We start from the raw sequence: 22,545 nt of genomic DNA, 5'->3' as shown, positions 1-22,545 counted from the left end.
CTCCGACATTCTACTGTGAAAGCGCCAGCCCCTCCCTGAACTTGGGTGGAGGGGGGCGGTGGCGGGAAAAACTCGCCGCAACTTTCCTCTATCACAAAATTATACTTTGAACAAGTCTGATTCTTCGATTGTAGGAACTCCAACGTTCCAAGAGCGCTTTTATTTTCCGCCGTAGAATCCGTCGAGATCTTCCCTGGTTCCGAAACGAATTTCATAGTTTTTCAGTTTTTTTGGAGAGAGAGAAGGGTTGCGGTTTTTTTCCGAGAACATGTGATTCCATGTATTCACATAGAGCACCGGCCTTTTTTCTTCGAGCTCAACCGATCCGGGTTTAAGAATGGAATCAAAATGTTCCACAGGATCGGAAGCAAAGACTTGTTCTCCCGCGTAGACGTTTTTGAGATGGATCGCGGTCCATTCTCCCGTTTGGGAAAATTGAAGACGCAGACTTTCGATGTCCTTTGATCTTCCGTAACGAAATTTTCTATAGATTCTATAAACAAAATCTTTCCAAAGAGCTGGATGTCTTTCGTCCTGAAATACAAGACTCAGTTCGATTCTTTTTCCGGAAGGAGTTTCTCTCGCGGAACAATAGACTACTTCCAGAGGGTTTCCATCGACGATATCATTCTCCGGTTGTACGAAGATCGGAAGTTCTTCTAACTTGCATTCGGGGGTTCCTGCAAAACTGGGAAGCTCGTTTTTTCCGATACTACAATTGAAAATCCAGAAAAGAATAAAAGTGAATCTAAGAATTTGTTGAAAGAACATGTTCGTGTTTTAGTCCTCTCTCCGCTCCGGTCAAATCGAAACTCTGGATTCTAAATCGCTTTTTATAAGAGCTTGCTTCGGCCTGGTTTACGAAGGGGGCATTCTCTGAGTTTTTGGGAGAGTTCCATTGAGTTTTCGCAAGGCTCAATCGGATACATTGAGATCCGTAAAGAGCGTCTGCAACGAGTTTGTAGGTCGACTTTTTGGAGGAACTCGATTTTCTTTTGGAACGTGTAGTAAGAATTTCGGATTCTTCCTTTGAAAAATGGGTGAAGTCTCAATCAGGCGAGGGAGATTGGTGGAGATGTTACCCGAATTCAAAGCAGACCAACCCGAACTTACAAAAAACGTCATCCTTCAAAAAATCAAATCGATCCGAGAGGAACTTCCGAAACTCCTCGAAAAAAAAGAAAGGACCTATGACTCCGTCATTCGCCCTTTGAACAATCTCGTTCAAGAGATGCAGATCGAATTTACGATTCTCTCTCATCTCAATAGCGTCAAAAATTCAAAAGAGATCCAGACTCTCTATACCGAAGTCCTTCCGGAAATCACAGCTTTTTATTCCGACCTCGGACAAAACGAAGAACTCAATCGCGCCTATCAGGAAATTCTAAAGAAAGAAGAATCCACTTTAACCGGTCCCCAAAAAAAAGTTTTGAAAGACGCGATCATACAATTCAAGTTGAGCGGGATCGGACTTCCGGAAGAAACCAAAAAAAGAATCCAGGAAATTTCCATCAAACTGAGCGACCTCGACAATCAATTCTCTCAGAATCTCTTGGATGCGACTAACGCCTACGAGTTGATCCTGGATAAAAAAGAGGACGTGGAAGGAATTGCGGAATCGGATTTGAATTCCGCAAAGACCGAAGACGGGAAGTATCGATTTACACTTCAGATGCCGAGTTACATCGCTTATATGACCTATGGTCCTAATCGCTCCATTCGAGAAACGTTATATAAGGCTTACACGACCAAGGCTCCGCAGAATGGAAAACTCATCGAATCGATCCTCGCGCTCCGAGACGAACTCGCAAAACTCCTCGGTTATCCGAACTACGTGGAACTTTCTCTCGCGACAAAAGTTGCCGATTCCGGGGCGACGGTTCTCAAGTTTTTACGAGATCTCGCGGTCGAGGCCAAACCGATCGCGCAAAAAGAATTCGACGATCTTTCTGAATTTGCAAAGACGTTAGGAATCTCTTCGCTCCAAGCCTATGACACCGCTTTTGCGAGCGAAAAACTTATGAAAGAACGATTCGATTTTGACGAAGAACAGACTCGTCCTTATTTTGAAAAAGAAAAAGTAGTTTTGGGAACATTCCAATTCTTGCAACAACTCTTAGGTCTTGAGTTTAAAAAAACTTCTGCAAAAGTCTGGGAAGAAAAAGTGAAAGTCTATGATCTCTATAAAAACGGGATTCTTCTTTCTCGTTTGTATCTGGATCTCGAAGCGCGCAAAGACAAACAGGGCGGGGCCTGGATGCACAACTGGTATTCGAGGAATCGAATTTCCGGTGAGGAGATTCTTCCGACCGCATTCGTAGTTTGTAATTTTCCGGTTTCCACGGAAAGTTCTCCTTCTCTTTTGAAACACAGCGACGTGGTCACTTTTTTTCACGAGATGGGTCACGCTCTGCATCACCTCTGCACCCGGATCGAAGAACCTCCGGTCAGCGGAATCAACGGCGTGGAATGGGACGCAGTGGAATTTCCTTCTCAGTTTCTGGAGAATTTTGCGACCGAGGCTTCTGTCCTAAAGATATTCGGAAAACATCATATAACGGGGGAAACGATTCCGGATTCTATCATTGCGAAACTCAAAGAAACAAAAAACTTTCTCTCCGCGATGGGAATTGTCAGACAACTCGAGTTTTCTCTTTTCGATATTTTGATTCATCAAAAAAGTCATACCGAAGAGGAAGTGCATTCGATTCTTCAAGAAGTAAGAAAGGAAGTGAGCGTTGTCATTCCTCCTTCTTACAATCGTTTTCAAAACGGATTCTCCCATATTTTCTCGGGCGGTTATGCGGCCGGTTATTACAGTTACAAATGGGCCGAGGTGATGAGCGCGGACGCCTTCTTTGCGTTTGTCGAGAAGGGTGTTTTTGATCCGGAGCTGAGTAGCGCGTATTTTAGAGAAATTTTAGAGAAGGGCGGAAGTGAGAACGCGATGATTCTTTTTAAGAGATTTTTAGGAAGAGAACCCAAGGTAAGCTCTCTTCTCAAACTCTACGGTCTCAAAGCGGCTTAAAGAAGAATTAAGAAAGACTCTTTCGAAAACTTAAGAGTAAAGATTCCTTTCCAGCTAAGAGCACTTCCACCTGATCTTGATCGATGTTGTAGACTACGTTGCTTCGGAGCGCGTCTTTGAACTCGTTTTGATTGATTTGTTTTTGATCGTAACTTTCTTTTAGAAAATTATACCAGCCGGCCAAGAGAACTTTGAGATGGGGAAGTTCGCGGATCGGGATAGAAATTACTTTTTCTGGTTCCATAAAGACCAGAGCAGGCTAATTCCCGTACCAAGGGAGTCAAATCAAATTTAGAAGAGGAAAATAAGAATTTCCTTTCGTTTATTCCACTTTGACTTTTGCCCTTGCTAGAATTTTTCTCAGTCTCTCTTTTTCCTTTTCTATGATCGCCGGGCCTTCCTTTGTTTTCATAAACTCGACGTATTCTTTCCAGCCTCGAAACGAATCCAAAGGATGATTGTCCGGATAAAATTTTCTGAGCTCTTCGTCGATCACAGTTAGATTGGCAAACGCAGAACAATCAGCCATTGTAAAACTGTTTCCCGCGATGTAAGGAGAGAATCGAACGACTCTCTGAAGAGCCTTTACACCTTTCATTAAAATAGGATGAACTTCGTCTAAGAGCGTTTGTTGGACTTCCCTTCCTCTCGAAGAAGAAATGTAAACCCTCCGCGCGGGTATGTCCAAGTAGGTTTCGATCATCGCCGTGATCTCTCTTACACGCGCGGCTTCCCAAGGATCGTTCGGTATGAGTCTGGGTTCTTGCGGAAAGAGGGTATCTAAGAATTCTAAGATGGCCCCCGATTCGAAGACGAACTTTCCGTCCACTTCGAGGACCGGAATTTTTCCCATCGGACTGATCACTAAAAACTTCTCTTCTTGAGAAGGTGCGATTCGAATCTGTTCGAATTCCAATCCTTTTTCCAAAATTCCAAGTTTTACTTTATTTACATAATTGCTGAGGCTCGCGCCGTGAAGTTTGATCATAGGAGAGGAAATTAGCATTCGGTGTTATGAGGAAAAGTTTTTTTTCCATGTTATCTGAGAATGTTAGTCTTTACCATAACATAGGGAAAGCAGATCGAAAAGCCTAAAGACCATAGTTTTTCCCGAAAGGTTCGAATCTTCGGTCCTTTTGTGTCAAAAAATGGTGTTCAAATTTGTTAACGACGGCTTATTTAGGAAAAACACATTTTGAATCGAAGGATTGTATGAAATTAAAAAACACATACCAAATTCTGATTCCGATCCTTATGATAGCGACATTCTTTGGAAATTGCTATCGCTTTAGGATAGGAAAACAGTATAAACCGCAGCCGACTCTCTCTATCGAAGGTAAGGTCGCTCTCATTCACGAAAACCATGCAGTGAAAAAATATGGATACATAGATGAAAAGATTTTCTTAACTGAATTTGAAAACGAACTTAAAGAAGTCAAGGGTCTGGAAATCGTCTCCTTTCGCGAAAGTCGAAAAAAAATCCAAGAAATGAAATTGGATCCTGAACTCGTGAAAATCAATCTGCACGATCCGATCGCTATCAAAGCGAATCCGGCTTTACTCGCAAAATTGTCCGAAAGTCTGGGAACGAATTACGCAATTGTAATCTATTCGGATGAAGGTGCATTTCCTCTTCTGGATACATTGATGGTGTTTTCTTCGGGTGCTTTTATTTCGAATACGATGGGGAACGGAAGAGGAATCTTTCATTCTGCTTCCGTAATTCAATTGAAATCTTCCGAACTTCTTTTCCAAGAATTTGTTTCATCCGAAGATTCTCCCGTAAGAGGGCCGGCACGAGGTAGAAAACTTGCATCCGTTTTAGTCAACGGATTGATTAGCGCAAAGGCGGCAAATTGATATGAAAAATAAGACTCAACTTTTCCTGATTCTCCTCAGCATTCTTTTTTGGACCGCAACTTGCATAAACATTCCTTATCGAGCGAGAGTGTATTCGTCCGTTCCAAGTCCGAAGATGAACGAATTGAAAACCAAAAAATGGGCGATTCTTCCGACGTTGACTGTATATCCCGTAGCCGCTATTAGCAGCCAAATCGACGGACGTTTTGATTCTATGAAGGCAACCAATCCGAACTTCGTTCAGGCTACACCTTCCGATATCAAAAAGTTTCTCACGGATGTTTCTTTTACAAAATCGTTGTCGAAAATTTATACTTCCGTTTGGGAAAGAGAAAAATCGGAAAGGATTGTCTTGGCAACCGGTAAGGAACTTTTACAAGCTCAATTTGTAAAGGCGATGAATGATGGCGCATTGGCGAATGCTTCTACGACTCCTCAGGCAATTGAAACAAACGACGATTTCTTTGTAAGCGATTTGAAAGGTTTAGAAGGCGATTTTAAAAGTCTGAAATTAAAACAAGACTATGCGATTCTTCCAGTTCTGTTAGATTACAGGCCGCACGTAACCGTTACAGACATTTATATCATTCTCTTTCCAGTTTTCTTAGGAAAAACAGTATTAGAAAGCTATAATATGACTTATTTCGTAGTGGATCTAAAAACGGGTAAAAACATTCGGACTATTCGCAGCGTCTTAGGCAGCGGCGGTGTCGAAGATTCGAACATACAAATTGACTCGATGATTGGTCAGGTTTTGGAGAACTAAGATGAAATTAAATCAGCATTTAAGAATATTGTTCGCATCCGTAATTTTGATTCTTGCAAATTGTACTACGTTCTCTCATTACGAAGCAAATTATCTGACGGAAGGGAAAGAAATCAACGGATCGAAAATTCTTTTGATTTTGCCGAGCTACAGCGATCACATTACTGAGGATGTTTACCATACTCCGTTTTTAGAAAATCAAAGAAAGAATGCACTTGGAAAACCGAAAAAAGGTGGTATAGTGGAAATCACCGTCGATCCTAGAAAACAATTCCAAGATTCTCCCGCAAGGAAGAGTTTTAAGATGTTCTTAGAAGGTTCGTTGTATTCTTCTCTGAAAAGTGCAATTTCTACCGCCAATCCTTCGGTTCAATATCTTGAAGAGAAAGACGAAAAAAGATTGGCCCCGGAGATTCAAAAGACTTTTAAGAATCCGTTTGTTCCTTTGAGTCCGGCCCTTCGAGAAGAACTCAAAAAGAAGAATATCGAATACGTACTGGTTCCGTTTGCATACAGTAGCCCAGGAAACGAGCTCTTTACAAAAACGCTTTCCGTACAACAGAACAATAACAACAATAACGGGGGCGGAACGACTACCCAGACAAAAAGTACTGCGAGTCTCGAAGCAGGCGCGATTGTCGGTGTTCGTTTACAGTTAATCGAAGTGCAAAGTGGTGAGAGCGAAAAAATCTCTAGTATTTTTATCCCATGGAACTACGTGGACAATGCTAAGCCAAACTTTCAAGAGAGTGTACTGAAATTAGTACAAGGGATTTTTCCTCCTAAATCTTGATTACTTTGAAAGTATAAAATTTGTTAGGAGCCGTCCAGGAAGCGAATTTTTGGGCGGCTTTTTCTTTCCCATTCTTCCTTTTTCCTTTCCCTTCAAAAAAGTCTTTCTCTCTTTTTTCTATAGGTTAATTTCGACCTTCAAAAGGAATTCTTGAAAATGGCAAAAACGGCAATTATCACTGGCGGAACCGTAGGAATCGGTTATGAGTTGAGTAAACTCATCGCGGCGGACGGATACAATTTGATTCTCGTTGCGAGAAACGAAAAAACACTGAAGTCCGTAAAAAAAGAAATCGAAGGCGCATACAAAGTAAAAGTGGAAACTCTTTCCGTGGATCTCGCGGATCCAAAAGCTCCGAAAAAGATTTTTGATTTCGCAAAAAAATCGAAAGCGATCGTAGAGGTCTTGGTAAACAACGCGGGCTTTGGAACAAGCGGAAGATTCGATCGTACGGATCTAAAAAAAGAACTCGCGATGATCCAGGTCAACGTGACCGCTCTTACGGAACTCACTCATCTTTTTCTTCAAGGAATGGTGGAAAGAAAAACCGGAAAGATTCTGAACGTAGCATCTACCGCGGCCTTTCAACCCGGACCGAACATGGCGAATTATTATGCGACCAAGGCCTATGTCCTTTCCCTTTCGGAAGGAATCTACGAAGATGTTCGCAAGGACGGAGTTACGGTGACAACTCTTTGTCCGGGACCGACCAAGACCGAATTTTTTGAAAGGGCGGAGATCACAAAATCGAGACTACTCAACAATCCGATGGCCCCGATCATGAGTGCGAAAGACGTAGCCGAAATCGGATACAACGCCCTCAAAAAAGGAAGGCCTGTCGTTGTCGCCGGAGTCTTGAATAAAATTTTAGCTCAGAGCGTAAGAATCACTCCTCGATTTATCATTCGTAAGATCGCAAAAATCTTAAATCAAAACGGATAAAAAAATGCAAGGATCCATCCTCGATTTAGCGGTACCCCTTTTTCTCGTCCTCATCGGAATCGAAGTTTTTTATTCTTATGTTTCCGGAAAAAAAGTCTATCGATGGAACGATACGGTTGCGGATTTAAGCACGGGGATTCTATTTTCCCTAACTGGGATTCTCGTTACGATCGTTTCCCTTTGGGTCTATGAGAAGTTTAGAATATTCTGTTCTTTGCAGACATTATTCGGAGTTTCGGAGATTCCTCTTGATTCGCCAGTTTGGTGGGATCACGTCGGAATTCATTGGAATTTTAAGAATCTCGCGGGATGGATTTTTGTCTTTCTTGCTGTCGACTTTGTTTACTATTGGTTTCATCGGGCTACCCACGAAATCAATTTTCTCTGGGCCTGCCACGTTACTCACCATTCGAGTGAAGAATTCAATCTTTCCGTGGCGCTCAGACAATCCAGTTTTCAGAGGATCTTTGAATACACGTTTAATCTTACGATCGCTTTTTGCGGGGTTCCCTGGCAGGCGTTTCTTTTGGCTCACGGAATTCTAAAAATCTATCAGTTCTGGGTTCATACACGTTTGATTGGGAAGCTCGGATTTTTGGAAGAAATTCTTGTAACTCCCGCGCATCATCGGGTGCATCACGGAAGAGATCCGAAATACATCGATAAAAATCACGGTGGAATTTTGATCTTCTGGGACAGAATTTTTGGATCTTTCGCGAGAGAGGAAGAGGAGCCGATCTACGGGCTCACAAAACCGGTGACCACATTCGATCCGGTTTATACCAATCTTCACGTCTACGAAGAGATCGGAGAGTTGATGGGAAAAGCAAAAAGTTGGAAGGATAAGATCCTCATTCTTCTGAAAGCTCCGGGCTGGCGGCCTGCGAGCATCGGTCCCTCTCTGCTTCCTACTCCTATCGATCGTCAACGTTATGCGAAATTTGACCCCGTGATTTCCAAACAAAGAAAGATTACCGGCGTGATCGAATTCTTTTTTTGGACTTTCTTGTCTCTTCTGGCTCTGCGTTTTTTTAAATCCGGGAACGTTCCCATCTGGAAACTTTTTCCGGTGATTCTCTTTCTGATCTACGGCTTTCATCATACTTCCAAGGTCTTGGACGGAAGTCCGGTGAATCGAGTTTCTCTGGGAATTCTCGCATTTGGCGTTTTGATTCTTTCCTGGATTCTTTTTTTACTCTGAACCTGGATTGAAAGCAGAATCAAATCTGAAAGGATGACCTTAAGAGCGAAGACCGGAAATCATGTTTGTTAGAAAAATTCAACTTTTTGCCGCGATTTTCTTTTTCGGTTTGGTTTCGTTTCCGGCTTTCGCGATCGACCTGGTGCAGCTCGACGATTCCTCGGTTGGAAGAGAAGAGTCTCTCGAATACTTTGTGGACGAGAGCGGATCTTTGAGTTTTTCTCAGATTCGAACTTTGGCGGAGAGCGGAAAATTCACGATTTCTAATATTAGTTCATTGGGATATACGAATGCCTCGGTTTGGGTTCGGATTCGTCAGGAGAATTCTTCCAACGTTCCGATTCGGTGGATTGTGGAATATCAGTTCCCGAACGTAGATCTCGTCGAATACTATGACGAGAAAAAAGGGGAGTTTCCTTTTTATCGCGCCGGGGATTCCATTCCTTTTACGGTAAGGCCGGTTCAAAATAGAACTCCCGCTTTTCCTTCGGTGGGACTTCCTCATTCTAAAAAAGATATCTTTCTTAAAATTCAATCCACTTCGCGGATTCAGATCGCCTTTCGGTATTATGGAGCTCTTGGATATTATAAAAAAGTAATTTATGAACAGCTTCTGTTCGGTCTTTTTTTCGGTTCCATGCTGATTCTTGTTTTTTATAATCTTCTACTTTTTGTTTATACCAAGGAGAAAAATTATTTTTTCTTTTCGATTTATATATTAGGTTTTTCTTTTTTTCAGTTTGTTTTGGAAGGTTTCGGATTTCAGGTTCTCTGGCCGAATGCGGTTGTTTGGACTCGGCAGAGTATTCCATTCTTCTTTTTGATTTGTCTTTCTTTAATGTGTTTGTTTGTAAACGTATATCTGAATCTAAAAAATCGTTCTCAAAGTTCGTATCGTTTTTTTAAAACGTCTCAGATTCTATTTTTAATCCTTGCCTTTGTTTCTCTTTGGATCCCGACGAGATTCAGTATTTTTTTCGGTTTGGTTTTGTCTTGTGTCTGCGTGATTCTTCTTTTTATCAACGGAGTACGAAGCATCTTTTGGAATCAAGGAAGCGCCTTTTATTTTCTTCTGGCTTGGGGAATTTTGGGAGGAGGGGCGATTCTTTCCTTGCTCTTGCAGAACGGATGGATTCCGACCTGGAGCTTTCGATTTTGGATCTTAGAATTGGTTTCGATCTTTCATGTCGTCTTAATGGGGCTCGGGCTCGCGGACCGAGTGAAGGTTTTATCCAGAGTTTTGTCTTCTAAGATCGACGAACTCGAATCCACAAAACTCGTCGCGGAACATTCCGAAAAAAGATTTCGAAACCTCTTCGAAGAATCCGAAGAGTTCCTGTTCACGATGGACACGGACGGAAAAATCAGAAACGCCAATAAATCCTTAGGACGTCTTTTGGGTTTTGATCCGGAAGAAGTGATCGGTTGGGATTTTTTGGATTTAATTTATGTTCAGAATGGGGTCGAGACTTCGTTTCCGAAAATTCTCGCGCAAGAGAAGATCGACGAACTCTTACGAAAAGGAAAGAGTTCGGAATTCGCAGTAGAATTTAGACAAAAATACGTTTTGGAACCGAGACAGATTCGCGTTCGTCTTCAGCTTCTCGATCTTGGGGAGAAAAAAGGAATATTAGGAAAGGCTTATGAATTAAACGAGGATATTCTCGCCAAATTTATCGTAAGCGAATCCATGCACTTTACGTTAAATAATTATCTGAGAAACGCGGATCTTTTGAGTCGTCTTTTGACCGTGAATCTTTCCTCTTTTGTGGGGACGGAGATCGTGATCGCGATTCGAACTTGTATTCGTGAGATCATCATCAATTCGATCGAACACGGAAATCTTGCGATCAGTTTTGACGAAAAAACCGAAGCCCTCTCAAAAGGGCGGTATTTGGAATTTATTCAGGAACGTCAGAAGGAGCCCTTTTATAACTATCGAACCGTCAAGGTCTCTTATTCTTTGAATGCGAGAAGAATCGGTTTTCTAATCACGGACGAGGGCGAAGGTTTCGATTATAAGAAAATTCTAAATTTGGATATTGAGAAGTTAAACGAAACAAGTCTGACTCACGGTCGGGGGATCGTGATGACTCGGAGAGTTTTTGACATCGTTAAGTTTAACGAAAAAGGAAACAAGGTTCTCCTAATCAAATATCTCAAAAAACCCCTTCGTTATAAGAGGGAAAGGACTTCTTTTGACGTTTGAGAATCGGTTCCTTTCGAATTGGAAGTTCACTTGATAGCGATCTACGAAAGAATCCTAAATGTGGGAACTCTCACAACTTTTTCATTTCACGAAAGAATTCTAAATGTGGGAACTCTCACAACTTTTTCATTTCGCGAAAGAATCTTAAATGTGGGAACTCTCACAATTTTTTCATTTCACGAAAGAATCTTAAATGTGGGAACTCTCACAATTTTTTCATTTCACGAAAGAATTTTAAATGTGGGAACTCTCACAATTTTTTCATTTCACGAAAGAATTTTAAATGTGGGAACTCTCACAATTTTTTCATTTCACGAAAGAATCTTAAATGTGGGAACTCTCACAGCTTTTTCATTTCACGAAAGAATCTTAAATGTGGGAACTCTCACAGCTTTTTCATCTCACGAAAGAATCTTAAATGTGGGAACTCTCACAGCTTTTTCATTTCACGAAAGAATCTTAAATGTGGGAACTCTCACAGCTTTTTCATTTCACGAAAGAATCTTAAATGTGGGAACTCTCACAGCTTTTTCATTTCACGAAAGAATTCTAAAACTTCTGGGCAACTCCGAAAAACAAGGTCGTCGTCAAAGCCTGGAACTCGAGCTTCCTCGAAAATTGATGAGTCGCGAAGATGGCGGTTTGATTCGTGGATTCCGTAAGGGGTGTGACGCGTCCGTCCTCTCTCAAATAAAAACTCGCCGTCTCCCCGTTGAAGTTACCGGTAAGAGAAGGAATGTTGATCCAAGAAAGCGCGAGTCCGAGTTGGAGACTCGTAGAGTCTGTGATTTTCCGGCTCACGGCACCTTCCGCGCGAAATTCGATTCCGGTCCCGGTCAGGGAACCTTCCTGTTTAAAATATTCTTTTCCCGAAGTTCCATACCCGGTTGAATCCCAATAGACCTGAGACATACCGACGCCAAGACCTCCTTCGAAGGTCCAACGTTTGTAATTCCATTCCTGCCAATACATCAAAAGAAAATAAGGGTTGGAGAGTTTGAAACTGAGGTCAGTATAAAAGGGCTCGGAGGAAATTTGTTTCAGGCCGAATTTTTGCCATTCCCGATAACCACCGATAAAGCCGACCTTACTTTCGGCGCTGATCTTTCTTCTTAAAAAGATCTCTCCTTGGGCTACGTATTTCGGCGGATCGAGTTTTGTTTTCGAAAGAACCCTTGGATCATAAGTATCCGTAAACCCTCTCAGATAAGAATTGAGTCTGTCTTCTCCCTTGTAACCGAAACCGGCCCTGAGTCCGAGTTCCCAGAAGAGCTTTTCTTCGCTTTCCAACTCGATCTGCGGCTTGTTGGAATATTCCTTTGTTTTCGGATAAGAAGACTGAGCCTCCAAAGGAGACAGGGAGAACCAGAGGGCGACGCTGAAAGGGAAAAAAAATAGAACACGGAATGAGATCCCGAAAATTTTGCTGGTAGCCCTCATAATTACAGGATTTCTAGCAAGGACTTCCAAAAAAAGCGGATTTTCTTTCATATCGGGTGGGACCATGTTTCAACTTCATTTTTTTCAATTTTTCGATTGGGATTTACTCAAACCTTTCTTTTACTTTTTGAGTTTTATCGGAATCTATCTAACCCTTCGTCTTAGGTTTCCACAGGTTCGGTTTCTTTTCCTCGCAGTGAAGATTTTTTCGGGCAATATGGACTACAAAGGTTCCAGAGGAAGGCTCGTTCATTCACAGGCATTCTTTTCCGGGACCGCATCCTCTCTTCTTCCGGGTGCGATCATCGGATCCGCGCTCGCTCTTATGATCGGAGGTCCCGGAGTTCTTTTCTGGATATGGATTTCAACCTTCCTCATCATGCCCTTACGTTTTGTTTCTTCGACACTTGCGATTCGTTTTCGAACCAAAACTGCGACGGGAAGATATCTTTCCGGTCCTATGTATTTTATCGAAAAGGCATTGAAGGCGAGATGGCTCGCAGTGAGTTTTTCAATCGCCGGACTTTTTACGGTTCTTGTGATGGGCGGCGCGGTTCCGATGTTGTATGTGACACATATCGCGAGTAAGGCTTTTGAAGTCACGGGAATGACGGTTCCTTTTTTGTTGTCGGTGATTCTTGTCTTTATCGTTTTGGGAGGAGTGAGAAGGGTCGGTAAGATTTCTGCTTATCTCGCGCCGATCGGGATTCTACTTTTTTTTGCGGGTTATTTTTTTCTATTTAAGAATTCTCTCATGAACTTCCAACACTTCCTCTGGCTCTCTCTTCAGGAAGCGTTTCAACCCGTGACCGCGATTGCAGGAGGAAGTTTTGTTCTCGCGAGAACCTTTAGCATGGCTTCCGGAATTTTCTTCCTGTCCACGGAAACCGGAATCGGAAAGAGCGCGGGAGTTTCGGGGGTCGTGAGAACGGATTATCCGGCAAAGCAGGGACTCGTGAGTATGCTCGCGACCTTCTTCGAAGGATTTATCATATCCACTCTTGTGATCTACGCCCTTTCTTCTTACGGAGCGTTTAAGATGGAAGAACAGATGTTTTTCTTAAATACTCTTTTTCAAGGTCATACCAATCCAATCAATGCGGCCTTCTTCACTTCCTTTCTTCTTTTCGGAGTCGTATCCATCACTGGATGGTTTTATACCGGAGAACAAAACGCTCTTTACATTCTCGGGGAAAAGTTCGCGAACTTCTTTCGAATTCTTTTTTTGGTCACGATCCTTTCCGCGGCCTATCTCTACGTAAAGAATGGGGAAGGAATTCTTTATGATGCGTTTGGTCTTGGATATTCCCTTTCCATCATCACGGCTGTTCCCGTTCTAATATCTTTAGTTCTATTGGAAAAAATCGCAAGAGCGGAATTGAAACGTTTTCTTACGGAAAGCGGAGCGAGATACGAGGTCTTAAAAGATTTTTATCTTCTCGTCCTTTCGATCGTTCCCAAAAATTTACTTTCCCTTTTATTCGGACTTCTCGCATCCTCGAGACTTCCTCGTTTTATCATGATTCCGATCTTGAAGGCGTTTGCAAGGGCGTATAAGATCAATCTCGACGAAGCGGAATTGGAAATTCAGGAATACAATTCTCTCAACGCATTCTTTACAAGAGCCTTAAAGGCGGAAGCGAGAATCATCGAATCCGCAGAGAGCGAAATGGTTTCCCCCGTGGACGCAAAGATAACCGGATACGGGGATATCAATCAGAGAATCATCATCCAAGCCAAGGGTGTGGACTACAATCTGAAAGAACTCTTAGGAGGTGGCGCTTCGAAATATCTGGACGATTTCTCCAACGGAAAATACATCACGTTTTATCTTTCACCTCAGGACTATCATAGAATTCATTCTCCCGCTTACGGAAGAATATTAGGATATTATTATGAACCCGGAAAACTCTTTCCGGTCAACGAACTCGCTGTTTTTGGAATCCGGGGACTTTTTCCAAAAAATGAAAGGTTGATCACGTATCTCCAAACCGAATACGGAAAAGTCGCCGTCATCAAAGTGGGGGCTTCCAACGTGGGAAGAATCCGAGTCACCTATGACAATAAGATCGTGACGAACACTCTCATTCGAAGTGCGAGAACCGTGGAATACAAGGACGTTTCCATCATGATCGACAAGGGCGCGGAGCTCGGAAGATTCGAGATGGGATCCACCGTGATTCTTCTTATGGAAAAGGAAACGTTTCAGTTTGATTCTCTTCCTCTCAATGAGAAGATCACCTACGGAACACCGATCGGAAAATTCTTAGAGAAGAAGTGTAAACTTCCGAAATGAAGTCAACCGATTCCAATCAGTGGGAACTCTTACAAATAGCTTCGTAAAAAAATGGCACAATTAAGTTTAAAAGCGACCACACCCGATCTCATCGACTTTGACGATACAACTTTGAAGATCACCTGGAAAGACGGAGTTACTTCCGTCTTTGATCTTCTGGACTTGAGAAAACGCTGTCCCTGCGTCGTCTGCAAGGGCGGGCACGGTGGAAAAGTAGGAACTACCACCGGAGGAATTCAAAAGATTTCTCTTTACGCAGTCAATAAGGTAGGACGTTACGCGATCAATCCGGTCTGGAGCGACAATCATCAAACGGGAATTTACTCGTTTGATTCTCTTCGAATGCTTGCCGATGGACTGGGTGGAGACCTCACTCTCTGAAAGAGAGCTTTTTTTTAGAAAAAGGGTTGTTTTAACCCAAAAACCCAGTGGAATCCAGTTGGGAAGAAAAAAATGAGGTGACAAAAACCCTTTTCTTATGTCCCATTAACTAAAATTCCCGGGAGAGTTCCCAAAATGGGCGAAGGTTCCCTTTCACAGGAAGAAATTGATGCACTACTAGCCGGAGCGAGCGATTCGTTTGATCCGGGGGCGGTAGCTTCCACAGCCGCACAAAAAGATGTTCCGGGAATGTCCCCCGTGGACCGGGACATCCTATCGGATCTACTTTCTTCTTGTTTTCAAGTCGCAGGGAACACGTTAGGCGCCGTTCTTTCTCGTTCTTCCGCATTCTTAAATCCAAACGCGGAGACCAAGTCGCGTAAAGATATCGAATCCGAACTCAAGTCCGGATCCTTCCTTTTGTATTCTACCTTATCTGGAAGCGTAAACGGAAGAGTCGTCCTTGCGATGTCCGCCGAAAACGCAGTGAAGATCGCAAATTCTATGATGGGCGGTTTTGATTCCGGAGATCTCGACGAAGCACAGATGCAGACACTTCGAGATTCTTTAACTCCTGTTATGGGAGCTTTGATTTCTCAGATCAGTACGAAGACCGGAGGAGGAGTCAATGGCTCTCCTTCCGAAACAAGAAACGTAACTTCTCCCGCTGCCTTGGTTTTGCCGGATGGAGAAAGTATCGTTCGAGTCTTTTTTAATCTTACGATCGAAAGTATTCCTTCTTTTCGAGTTCAATTCTTACTCTCCCTTTCTACAGCCGCCGATCTTTTGAATCTTTATCGTCGTTCCGGAAGCGGTGGCGGAGATATGGGCGGGATGGGAATGGGAGGCATGGGTGGAATGGGAATGTCCGCAGGTTCCATGTCCGTGAAGTCCGTTGCGTTTCCGAATTTAGGAACCGCGAGCGGCGCCTCAAGCACTCCGAACTTAAATCTTCTCATGGACGTTCAGATGAGCGTCACGGTAGAATTGGGAAGAACCAAGATGTATATCAAAGACATCTTGGGTTTGGGAGAAGGTTCCATCATCGAGCTCGACAAACTTGCGGGTGAGCCGGTCGATCTTCTCGTCAACGGAAAGCTGATCGCCAAGGGCGAAGTCGTGGTCATCGATGAAAACTTCGGGGTGCGGGTCACTGACATCGTAAGCCCGACCGATCGGATCAAGCCGGAGGGTAAGTGAAATCTCTGGAAGCTCTCCGGAATGTCAGAAGAACGATCGTTTCTGTTTTTCTGATTCTTCTCGTATCAACTCTATTCTTAACTTCCATACAAGCTCAGTCGGAAAGAGAACTCATGGACGAGGCTCTCAAAAAAGAATTGGGACAACCACCCGCGTCCAAAGAAGAATCCAAAAAGAACGATTCCTCGAAGACTGAAAATCCTTCAGCGGTCGTAAAACCTCCCGCTAATTCGGGGGAATCCGCCGAGACAAATCCGGTCGCAGAACGATATAAAACCAGTGACGAAGGTCCGGGAATCGCGGGAACACTCTTTCGAGTCGTCTTTATATTAGCTCTTCTTTGTGTAGGACTTTATTATATTCTAAAATACGTTGCGAAAAATAGGGAAGGTCGTCTTCCCGTTCGCGGAGAGATGAACGTTCTTTCGAGTCTTATGCTCGGACCGAACAAACAACTTCAGATTGTAGAAGTTTCCGGTCGTCTTCTTGTGTTAGGCGTCGCGGACAACGGGATCAACTTGATCACGGAAATTTCCGATCCGGAAGTAAAACATAGAATTCTTCAAAAGAAAGAAACCTTTGATCCTCCGGAAGGAGGCTTTTTGGTCACGGTCCTTGAACAGATTAAGGACTTAAATTCGAGAATCTCCGGAAATCAGGAAGGTCCACCCGGAGGAACGGAGAAAACCGAGGCGGCCCGGGACGAAAAACGAAGGCAGACTCGGAAAAAACTCGATGAACTCAAAGAAAAAACAAGCTCGCTCGAAAGCGGGCTTTTCGATTTGAGATCGTAGTTAAGGTTTTAGTTTTTAGGGAAATTCTTCAGGTGAAAATGAGACATAAAAAAATTATAAAGAACATTACATGGATACTCCTGCTCGTGACTGGATTGTCTCTGGGTTCTTTTTTCACTTTGGAAGCTCAGTCTTCCGGGACGAGAATTCCGATTCCCAATTTGAATATCAACGTCAATGAAGCGAAGAGTCCGAGAGAAACCAGTCTTTCTCTGATGGTTCTCTTTCTTGTTACCATTCTTTCTCTTGCGCCGGCGATCGTGATGTCTCTGACTTCGTTTACAAAGATCGTGATCGTTTTGGATTTTGTGAGGAGGGCGCTTTCGATTCAGAACCTTCCGCCTAACCAGGTGATGATGGGCCTCGCTCTTTTTATGACGTTCTTTATCATGGCTCCGACTCTAAATGTCGTGAATGAAAGGGCCTTAACCCCTTATCTTGAAGGTAAGATCGATACGAACGCTTTTTTTGAAAAAGGAATGGTTCCGATACGAGAATTTATGATGCGTCAGATCGGGACTTCCGGTGCGAAGGACGTGGCGCTTTTTTTGAAGATCGGAAAAGTGGAAAAGGTAGAATCCTTTGACGACGTTCCTTCTTACGTTTTGATTCCAGCGTTTATGTTAAGCGAAATCAAAAAAGCATTTTGGATCGGGATCATCATATTTATTCCGTTTATCGTAATCGATCTCGTCGTCGCTTCCGCGCTTCTTTCCATGGGTTTGATGATGCTCCCTCCCGTGATGGTGAGCCTTCCGTTTAAACTGATTCTTTTCGTTCTCGTGGACGGATGGAATCTGATCGTCTACGAACTCGTGAGGAGTTATAAATGACGGAACTGGAAGCGATGTCCTTGATTCGGGACGCACTCTATATTACCCTGAAGATTTCTTCTCCGATTCTTCTTACGGCTTTGGTCGTGGGGTTGATCATAGGGATTTTACAAACCACCACTTCCATTCAGGAACAGACGATCGCGTTTGTTCCAAAACTCGTCGCGATCTTTATCGTGATCGTGATCTTTTCGTCTTGGATGATTCAGACCATGACGGACTATACTCGAAACCTATTTATGATGATAGAGAAATTTTAGAATATTATGGAATACTTTATCAATCATTTTCAAGTTTTCCTTCTCATCCTTTCGAGGTTGATGGGACTCTTGTCGGTTGCGCCGATCTTTTCTTATCCTTCGATCAGCGTTCCGCAGAAGATGATTTTTTCCTTTCTGGTTTCGGTCATTTTATTTCCGGTGACCGCGGGATTTTTGCCTCCCGTTCCCGGAGATATGGGAAGTTACGGCCTCGTTGTCATCGGAGAGGCTTTGATCGGAGTTCTTCTTGGATTTATGATCAGCTTGATCTTTGCATCCTTTCAGATGGCCGGAGAATTTTTTAACGTTCAGTTGGGCTTCGGTTACGCTGAAATTTTGGACCCGGTGACTCAGACGAGTTTGCCTGTGATCAGCACTTTAAAGAATCTTTTGGGAATGATTCTCTTTTTGACGTTAGGCGCTTATAGAATCATGTTTGAGAGCCTTGCGTATTCTTTTGAAAAGATCCAGGTGCTCAACTTTGCTCCTGAGATTCAAAATGGAATCTATAAGGCCATTGAAGACGCGGTAGGAGCGATGTTTCTTGTCGCGTTCAAGTTATCTCTTCCGGTTTTGGGGATCATACTTTTGGTGACGGTCTCGGAGGCTCTTATGGGAAAGGCCGCGCCTCAGCTGAACATTTTGCAACTTTCTTTTCCGATCAAGGTGACGATAGGCTTGATCGTGATGATCTTTATCATTCCTTATCTCGTCTCTCAGATGGGGGCTGCGTTTGATTTGTCATTTGATAAATTGAATCTGATGCTTCAGGAGTGGCCTCAACAATGAGAAGACTTCTTTTGCAAATCTGTCGTAGTTCCGACTTTTTCCGTGAAAGTTTCGTGCCCCACCCTAATCTTGGGTGGTGGGGTGAGGCGGTGGGAAGAATCGGGAAATTTTTCTTTATCACAGAAATGCGCTTCTTTCAAGAGAAAATTTCTCTTAGAGTCGTTGTAGGAATTCCGACCGAAACATTTCATTTTAAAGAAAAATCTTTTCGAAGAGCCGGGGAGATCTGTCGGAGTTCCGACTTTTTCCGTGAAAGTTTCGTGCCCCACCCTAATCTTGGGTGGTGGGGTGAGGCGGTGGGAAGAATCGGGAGATTTTTCTCTATCACAGAAATGCGCTTCTTTCAAGAGGAATTCTTCTTCCCCGATCTTGTAGGAGTTCCCACATGCTCCTAAAAATATTTCTTTCCATCTTCGATTTTTTTCGGATCGAAGCGGCGTTCTTCTTTCGATTTTACGAACCCATTTCGGTTTCGTCTAACGTGTCCGATTTTAAGATCAACCTCCAGCTCTTTGCGGCGGAAGACGAGGGTAGAACCGAACCCGGATCCGAACGTAGAAGAAGAGAAGAACGCGAAAAAGGAAACGTTCCCAAATCACCGGAACTTCCTGCGGCGGTCGTTCTCCTCGCGGGAGTGATTCTCGTCTATCTCATGGGAGAATACTTCTTCATGAGGACGTTTTATATTCTTCGCAAATACATTCACGGTGTCGGACAACGCACCGATATCAGCTCCGAATCCGTAACGGAACTCTTGAAGAATGCGTCCACCGATCTTTTTACTCTTCTCTGGCCTCTTCTCGGAATCACTTTGGTCGGGGCCGTCATAGGAAACGTCGCTCAGGTGGGATTCATGTTCGCACCCCGCGCCCTGAGTTTTAATTTTAGCAGAGTGGCACCCAACTTTAAGAAGGTTCTTCCTACGCGTCAGACGCTCTTTAACTTGGGGAAATCGCTCGCGAAAGTCGGACTCATCGGTTGGGTTTCTTATATCATCATCAGTCGGGATTTTTTTCCGATCCTTCTTTCAGGAGAGATGGGACTCGAACAAGCGGTGGCTCTTATCATGAGCACCTCCTTTAAGATCTTCCTCGTCGTGGGAATCATTCTTCTCGCGATCAGCGTCGTGGATTATTTGTATCAAAGATACGAATATGAAGAATCCTTAAAGATGACTCCTTCCGAAGCCAAAAGAGAAGCCAAGGAATCCGACGGGGATCGGTCTCTTCAAGCAAGAAGAAGACAACTTGCAAGAGATATGATGAACAAACGTAAGATGCTCGCGAAAGTTCCCGAGGCAGACGTAGTAATCACAAACCCGACTCACTTTGCGGTGGCTCTGGAATATAAACCCGGAATTCACAAAGCTCCGATCGTAATCGCAAAGGGAGTGGATGACTTCGCACTTCTGATCATTCGTATAGCAAGGGAGAATGGGGTGCCTACGATCGAAGATCGTCTGCAAGCAAGAGGTCTTTATGAGGAAGTGGAACTCGGCGCTGAGGTTCCGCAACAATTCTATCGCGCGATCGCAACCATTCTCTCCCGTCTTGAATCTTTTCGGAGAGCAGTGTAAGAGGAAACTATGGAAAAGAAATGGTGGAATCAGTCCGACGTAATCTTAGGAGTGGGCGCCGTGGCAATCGTTGCCATGTTAGTCATTCCTCTCCCCGGATTTATATTAGATATTTTGATTATTGTGAGTTTGGCGATAGGACTTTTGGTCCTCTTGACTTCACTCTCCGTAAAGGAACCGGCTGATTTTTCGATCTTCCCGAGTTTACTTTTGATCACTACTTTGTATCGTCTTGCGCTCAACGTTTCTACAACTCGTCAGATTCTTTCGAAAGGTCCGGCGATGAACAGTAGTATCATCGATGCCTTCGGTTCGTTTATCATCGGAAGCGAGTCGGGACTTTCCAAATATGTAGTCGGTTTTATCATCTTTATCATCTTGGTTCTCGTTCAGGTTTTGGTGATCACAAAAGGTGCGACTCGGATCTCCGAAGTTGCGGCCCGATTCACTTTGGACGCCTTGCCCGGTAAGCAGATGGCGATCGACATGGAACTTTCTTCGGGAAACATCAACGAGGAAGAGGCCAAAAAAAGAAGAAAGAAGATCGAAGCGGAAGTCGATTTCTACGGATCCATGGATGGAGCGAGTAAGTTCGTCCAAGGGGACGTTCGAGCCGGTCTGATCATTACCGCCATCAACCTGTTAGGTGGAGTGATCATCGGAGCTTCCATTCGGGGAGAATCCTTCACACAAGCGATCGAAACCTACGGAAAGTTTACGATCGGTGACGGTCTCGTTTCCCAGATTCCCGCGCTTCTGACAACGGTTGCGACCGGTATCATCGTAACTCGTTCCGGTTCCGAATCCGATCTTGCCACTCAGTTCAAAAACCAACTCTTTAGCAATTCTAAGGTTCTCTACGTAGTTGCGGGAAGTTTGGGATTCTCAGCTTTTATCCCGGGTCTTCCTTTCTTTCCTCTTCTCATCCTCTCTTCGGGAATCGCCTACTTGGGATATTCTCTCGAGCAAACGGTCAAAGAACAGCTTGAGTCGATCGAGAAAAAAGAAAAAGAATCCGGTCAGGATCGTAAGCCGAAAGATTTTTACGAAGAGCTTCGAACCGATCCGATCGAAATCGAGGTCGGTTATCATCTCATACCGTTAGTCGACGCTTCCCAGGGCGGAGCGCTTTTGGATCAGATCAGCAACCTGCGTAAAAAATTCGCTCAAGACAACGGGGTAGTCATTCCTCCGGTAAGAATATTAGATAATCTTGATCTCAATCCGGATACGTATTCGATTAAGATCAACGGAACCGAAGTAGGGGCTTCGACTGTAAAACCGGATAAACTTATGGCCCTCAATACGAGTCCGGGAAATGCGGAAGCGATCCAAGGAGAGGATTTCTTGGAACCTTCTTTTGGACAAAAGGCAAAATGGATTTCCTCCGAAGACAAGTCCGAAGCGGAAGCAAAGGGTTACACAGTCGTCGACGCCTCTACGGTCGTAGTCACGCACCTCAAGGAACTCCTCGCGACACACGCCTCCACCTTGCTCGGTCGTGAAGAAGTCAAAAAACTTCTGGATCACTACAAAGCGACTTATCCGACCCTCGTCAATGAATTGGACGCGGACAAACCGGGTAATTTGGGAATCATTCAACAGGTCTTGCAGAATCTTCTCAGAGAAGGATTGGGAATTCGAAACCTCGTTCCAATCTTAGAATCGATCGCAAACAATCTTTCAAAATATCAGAATCCTTACATTCTCACGGAACTCGTCCGTCAGTCGGTTTCAAGAACCGTGGTTCGGGACTATCTTTCCATGGACGGCAAATTGCGAGTGATCACATTAGAAAGTAGAATTTTGGATCGTCTGAACAAGTCGATTACTCAGGATAGAATCGAGAACAGAGACGTTCTTTCTCTTCCTCCCGATTTTTATAGAAGGTTGATCGACGGAGTCGCCGAACTCTACCGCAATTTTAGAACTGAAGGAAAGTTCCCGATCTTTGTGGTCAACAGAGAAGTAAGACTTCCTTTTTCTTATCTGCTCGCAAAGGAATTTCCTCCTCGCAATTTTGGAGTTCTTGCCTACGAGGAAATTCATTCTTCCGTGGATTCCGTGATCGAAGCGGAACTCAAACTTCCGCAAACACAAACGGCGACTGCCGGAGTCGGGGAAGAAGTATGAAATTATTAGAATATTCGATTTTTCTTAAACAGAAAAATCAAGGA

The 22,545-nt window shown here is 43.7% G+C and carries 20 protein-coding genes; 16 read left to right on the top strand and 4 right to left on the bottom strand.

Features of this window, described 5'->3' with window-relative positions; genetic code table 11:
• Positions 1 to 159: 159 nt before the first annotated feature.
• A complete protein-coding gene (gene lsa23, locus A0128_RS11695) occupies positions 160 to 771 on the bottom strand; it encodes a surface adhesion protein Lsa23 (RefSeq protein WP_069607682.1) in 612 nt (203 codons plus the stop codon).
• Between the two features lie 304 nt (positions 772 to 1,075).
• Between lsa23 and A0128_RS11690 the strand changes: the two genes are divergently transcribed.
• Positions 1,076 to 3,028, top strand: coding sequence for a M3 family metallopeptidase (locus A0128_RS11690; protein ID WP_069607681.1), 1,953 nt, complete (start codon positions 1,076 to 1,078; stop codon positions 3,026 to 3,028).
• 7 nt (positions 3,029 to 3,035) lie between these two features.
• On the opposite strand, the gene A0128_RS11685 is transcribed toward A0128_RS11690, so the two are convergent.
• Both A0128_RS11685 and A0128_RS11680 read right to left on the bottom strand, forming a co-directional pair.
• Complete coding sequence (locus A0128_RS11685; protein ID WP_069607680.1) at positions 3,036 to 3,272, bottom strand: hypothetical protein; 237 nt, start codon at positions 3,270 to 3,272, stop codon at positions 3,036 to 3,038.
• 78 nt (positions 3,273 to 3,350) lie between these two features.
• On the bottom strand, positions 3,351 to 4,016 hold the full coding sequence (locus tag A0128_RS11680) for a glutathione S-transferase family protein (protein ID WP_069609258.1): 666 nt from the start codon (positions 4,014 to 4,016) through the stop codon (positions 3,351 to 3,353).
• Positions 4,017 to 4,240: 224 nt separating this feature from the next.
• Between A0128_RS11680 and A0128_RS11675 the strand changes: the two genes are divergently transcribed.
• The 6 genes from A0128_RS11675 (at position 4,241) to A0128_RS11650 (ending at position 10,799) form a co-directional block, all read left to right on the top strand.
• Positions 4,241 to 4,888, top strand: coding sequence for a hypothetical protein (locus A0128_RS11675; protein WP_069607679.1), 648 nt, complete (start codon positions 4,241 to 4,243; stop codon positions 4,886 to 4,888).
• A 1-nt stretch (position 4,889) separates the two neighbouring features.
• Positions 4,890 to 5,654, top strand: a complete 765-nt coding sequence (locus tag A0128_RS11670; RefSeq protein ID WP_069607678.1) for a hypothetical protein — start codon at positions 4,890 to 4,892, stop codon at positions 5,652 to 5,654.
• Between the two features lies 1 nt (position 5,655).
• A complete protein-coding gene (locus A0128_RS11665) occupies positions 5,656 to 6,447 on the top strand; it encodes a hypothetical protein (RefSeq protein WP_069607677.1) in 792 nt (263 codons plus the stop codon).
• Between the two features lie 156 nt (positions 6,448 to 6,603).
• On the top strand, positions 6,604 to 7,389 hold the full coding sequence (locus tag A0128_RS11660) for an SDR family NAD(P)-dependent oxidoreductase (protein WP_069607676.1): 786 nt from the start codon (positions 6,604 to 6,606) through the stop codon (positions 7,387 to 7,389).
• A gap of 4 nt (positions 7,390 to 7,393) precedes the next feature.
• A complete protein-coding gene (locus A0128_RS11655; protein WP_069607675.1) occupies positions 7,394 to 8,590 on the top strand; it encodes a sterol desaturase family protein in 1,197 nt (398 codons plus the stop codon).
• A gap of 61 nt (positions 8,591 to 8,651) precedes the next feature.
• Positions 8,652 to 10,799 (top strand): 7TM diverse intracellular signaling domain-containing protein, encoded by a 2,148-nt coding sequence (locus A0128_RS11650; RefSeq protein WP_069607674.1) that lies wholly within the window; start codon positions 8,652 to 8,654, stop codon positions 10,797 to 10,799.
• A gap of 549 nt (positions 10,800 to 11,348) precedes the next feature.
• Here the strand turns inward: A0128_RS11650 and A0128_RS11645 are convergent.
• Positions 11,349 to 12,239 carry an LIC_11366 family protein gene (locus A0128_RS11645; RefSeq protein WP_069609257.1) on the bottom strand — a complete coding sequence of 297 codons (891 nt, stop codon included), beginning with the start codon at positions 12,237 to 12,239 and terminating at the stop codon, positions 11,349 to 11,351.
• Between the two features lie 64 nt (positions 12,240 to 12,303).
• On the opposite strand from A0128_RS11645, the gene asd reads away from it, so the two are divergent.
• The 9 genes from asd to flhA all read left to right on the top strand — a co-directional run bounded on the left by asd (position 12,304) and on the right by flhA (position 22,501).
• Positions 12,304 to 14,535, top strand: a complete 2,232-nt coding sequence (gene asd, locus A0128_RS11640) for an archaetidylserine decarboxylase (protein ID WP_069607673.1) — start codon at positions 12,304 to 12,306, stop codon at positions 14,533 to 14,535.
• 51 nt (positions 14,536 to 14,586) lie between these two features.
• Positions 14,587 to 14,916: a DUF971 domain-containing protein gene (locus A0128_RS11635; RefSeq protein WP_069607672.1), complete on the top strand. Its 330-nt coding sequence runs from the start codon at positions 14,587 to 14,589 to the stop codon at positions 14,914 to 14,916.
• A gap of 135 nt (positions 14,917 to 15,051) precedes the next feature.
• Entirely contained in the window at positions 15,052 to 16,116 is a 1,065-nt protein-coding gene (gene fliN, locus A0128_RS11630; RefSeq protein ID WP_069607671.1) for a flagellar motor switch protein FliN, read from the top strand.
• A gap of 35 nt (positions 16,117 to 16,151) precedes the next feature.
• Positions 16,152 to 16,910, top strand: a complete 759-nt coding sequence (gene fliO / locus A0128_RS11625) for a flagellar biosynthetic protein FliO (protein ID WP_245667248.1) — start codon at positions 16,152 to 16,154, stop codon at positions 16,908 to 16,910.
• A 38-nt stretch (positions 16,911 to 16,948) separates the two neighbouring features.
• The gene (gene fliP / locus A0128_RS11620; protein ID WP_069607669.1) at positions 16,949 to 17,743 is read left to right on the top strand and encodes a flagellar type III secretion system pore protein FliP; all 795 of its coding nucleotides are present in this window, start codon (positions 16,949 to 16,951) and stop codon (positions 17,741 to 17,743) included.
• Positions 17,740 to 18,003: a flagellar biosynthesis protein FliQ gene (gene fliQ, locus A0128_RS11615; protein ID WP_069607668.1), complete on the top strand. Its 264-nt coding sequence runs from the start codon at positions 17,740 to 17,742 to the stop codon at positions 18,001 to 18,003. The genes fliP and fliQ overlap by 4 nt, the downstream gene beginning before the upstream one ends.
• Positions 18,004 to 18,009: 6 nt before the next feature.
• The gene (gene fliR / locus A0128_RS11610; protein ID WP_069607667.1) at positions 18,010 to 18,792 is read left to right on the top strand and encodes a flagellar biosynthetic protein FliR; all 783 of its coding nucleotides are present in this window, start codon (positions 18,010 to 18,012) and stop codon (positions 18,790 to 18,792) included.
• Positions 18,793 to 19,177: 385 nt separating this feature from the next.
• Positions 19,178 to 20,368, top strand: coding sequence for an EscU/YscU/HrcU family type III secretion system export apparatus switch protein (locus A0128_RS11600; RefSeq protein ID WP_083244108.1), 1,191 nt, complete (start codon positions 19,178 to 19,180; stop codon positions 20,366 to 20,368).
• 9 nt (positions 20,369 to 20,377) lie between these two features.
• Positions 20,378 to 22,501, top strand: coding sequence for a flagellar biosynthesis protein FlhA (gene flhA / locus A0128_RS11595; RefSeq protein WP_069607665.1), 2,124 nt, complete (start codon positions 20,378 to 20,380; stop codon positions 22,499 to 22,501).
• Positions 22,502 to 22,545: the final 44 nt, after the last annotated feature.

The sequence above is a fragment of the Leptospira tipperaryensis genome (assembly GCF_001729245.1).
In the GTDB taxonomy this organism is placed as follows: domain Bacteria; phylum Spirochaetota; class Leptospiria; order Leptospirales; family Leptospiraceae; genus Leptospira; species Leptospira tipperaryensis.
Note: the sequence above shows the minus strand (reverse complement) of the source record. Positions and strands in the feature narration are given on the sequence as shown.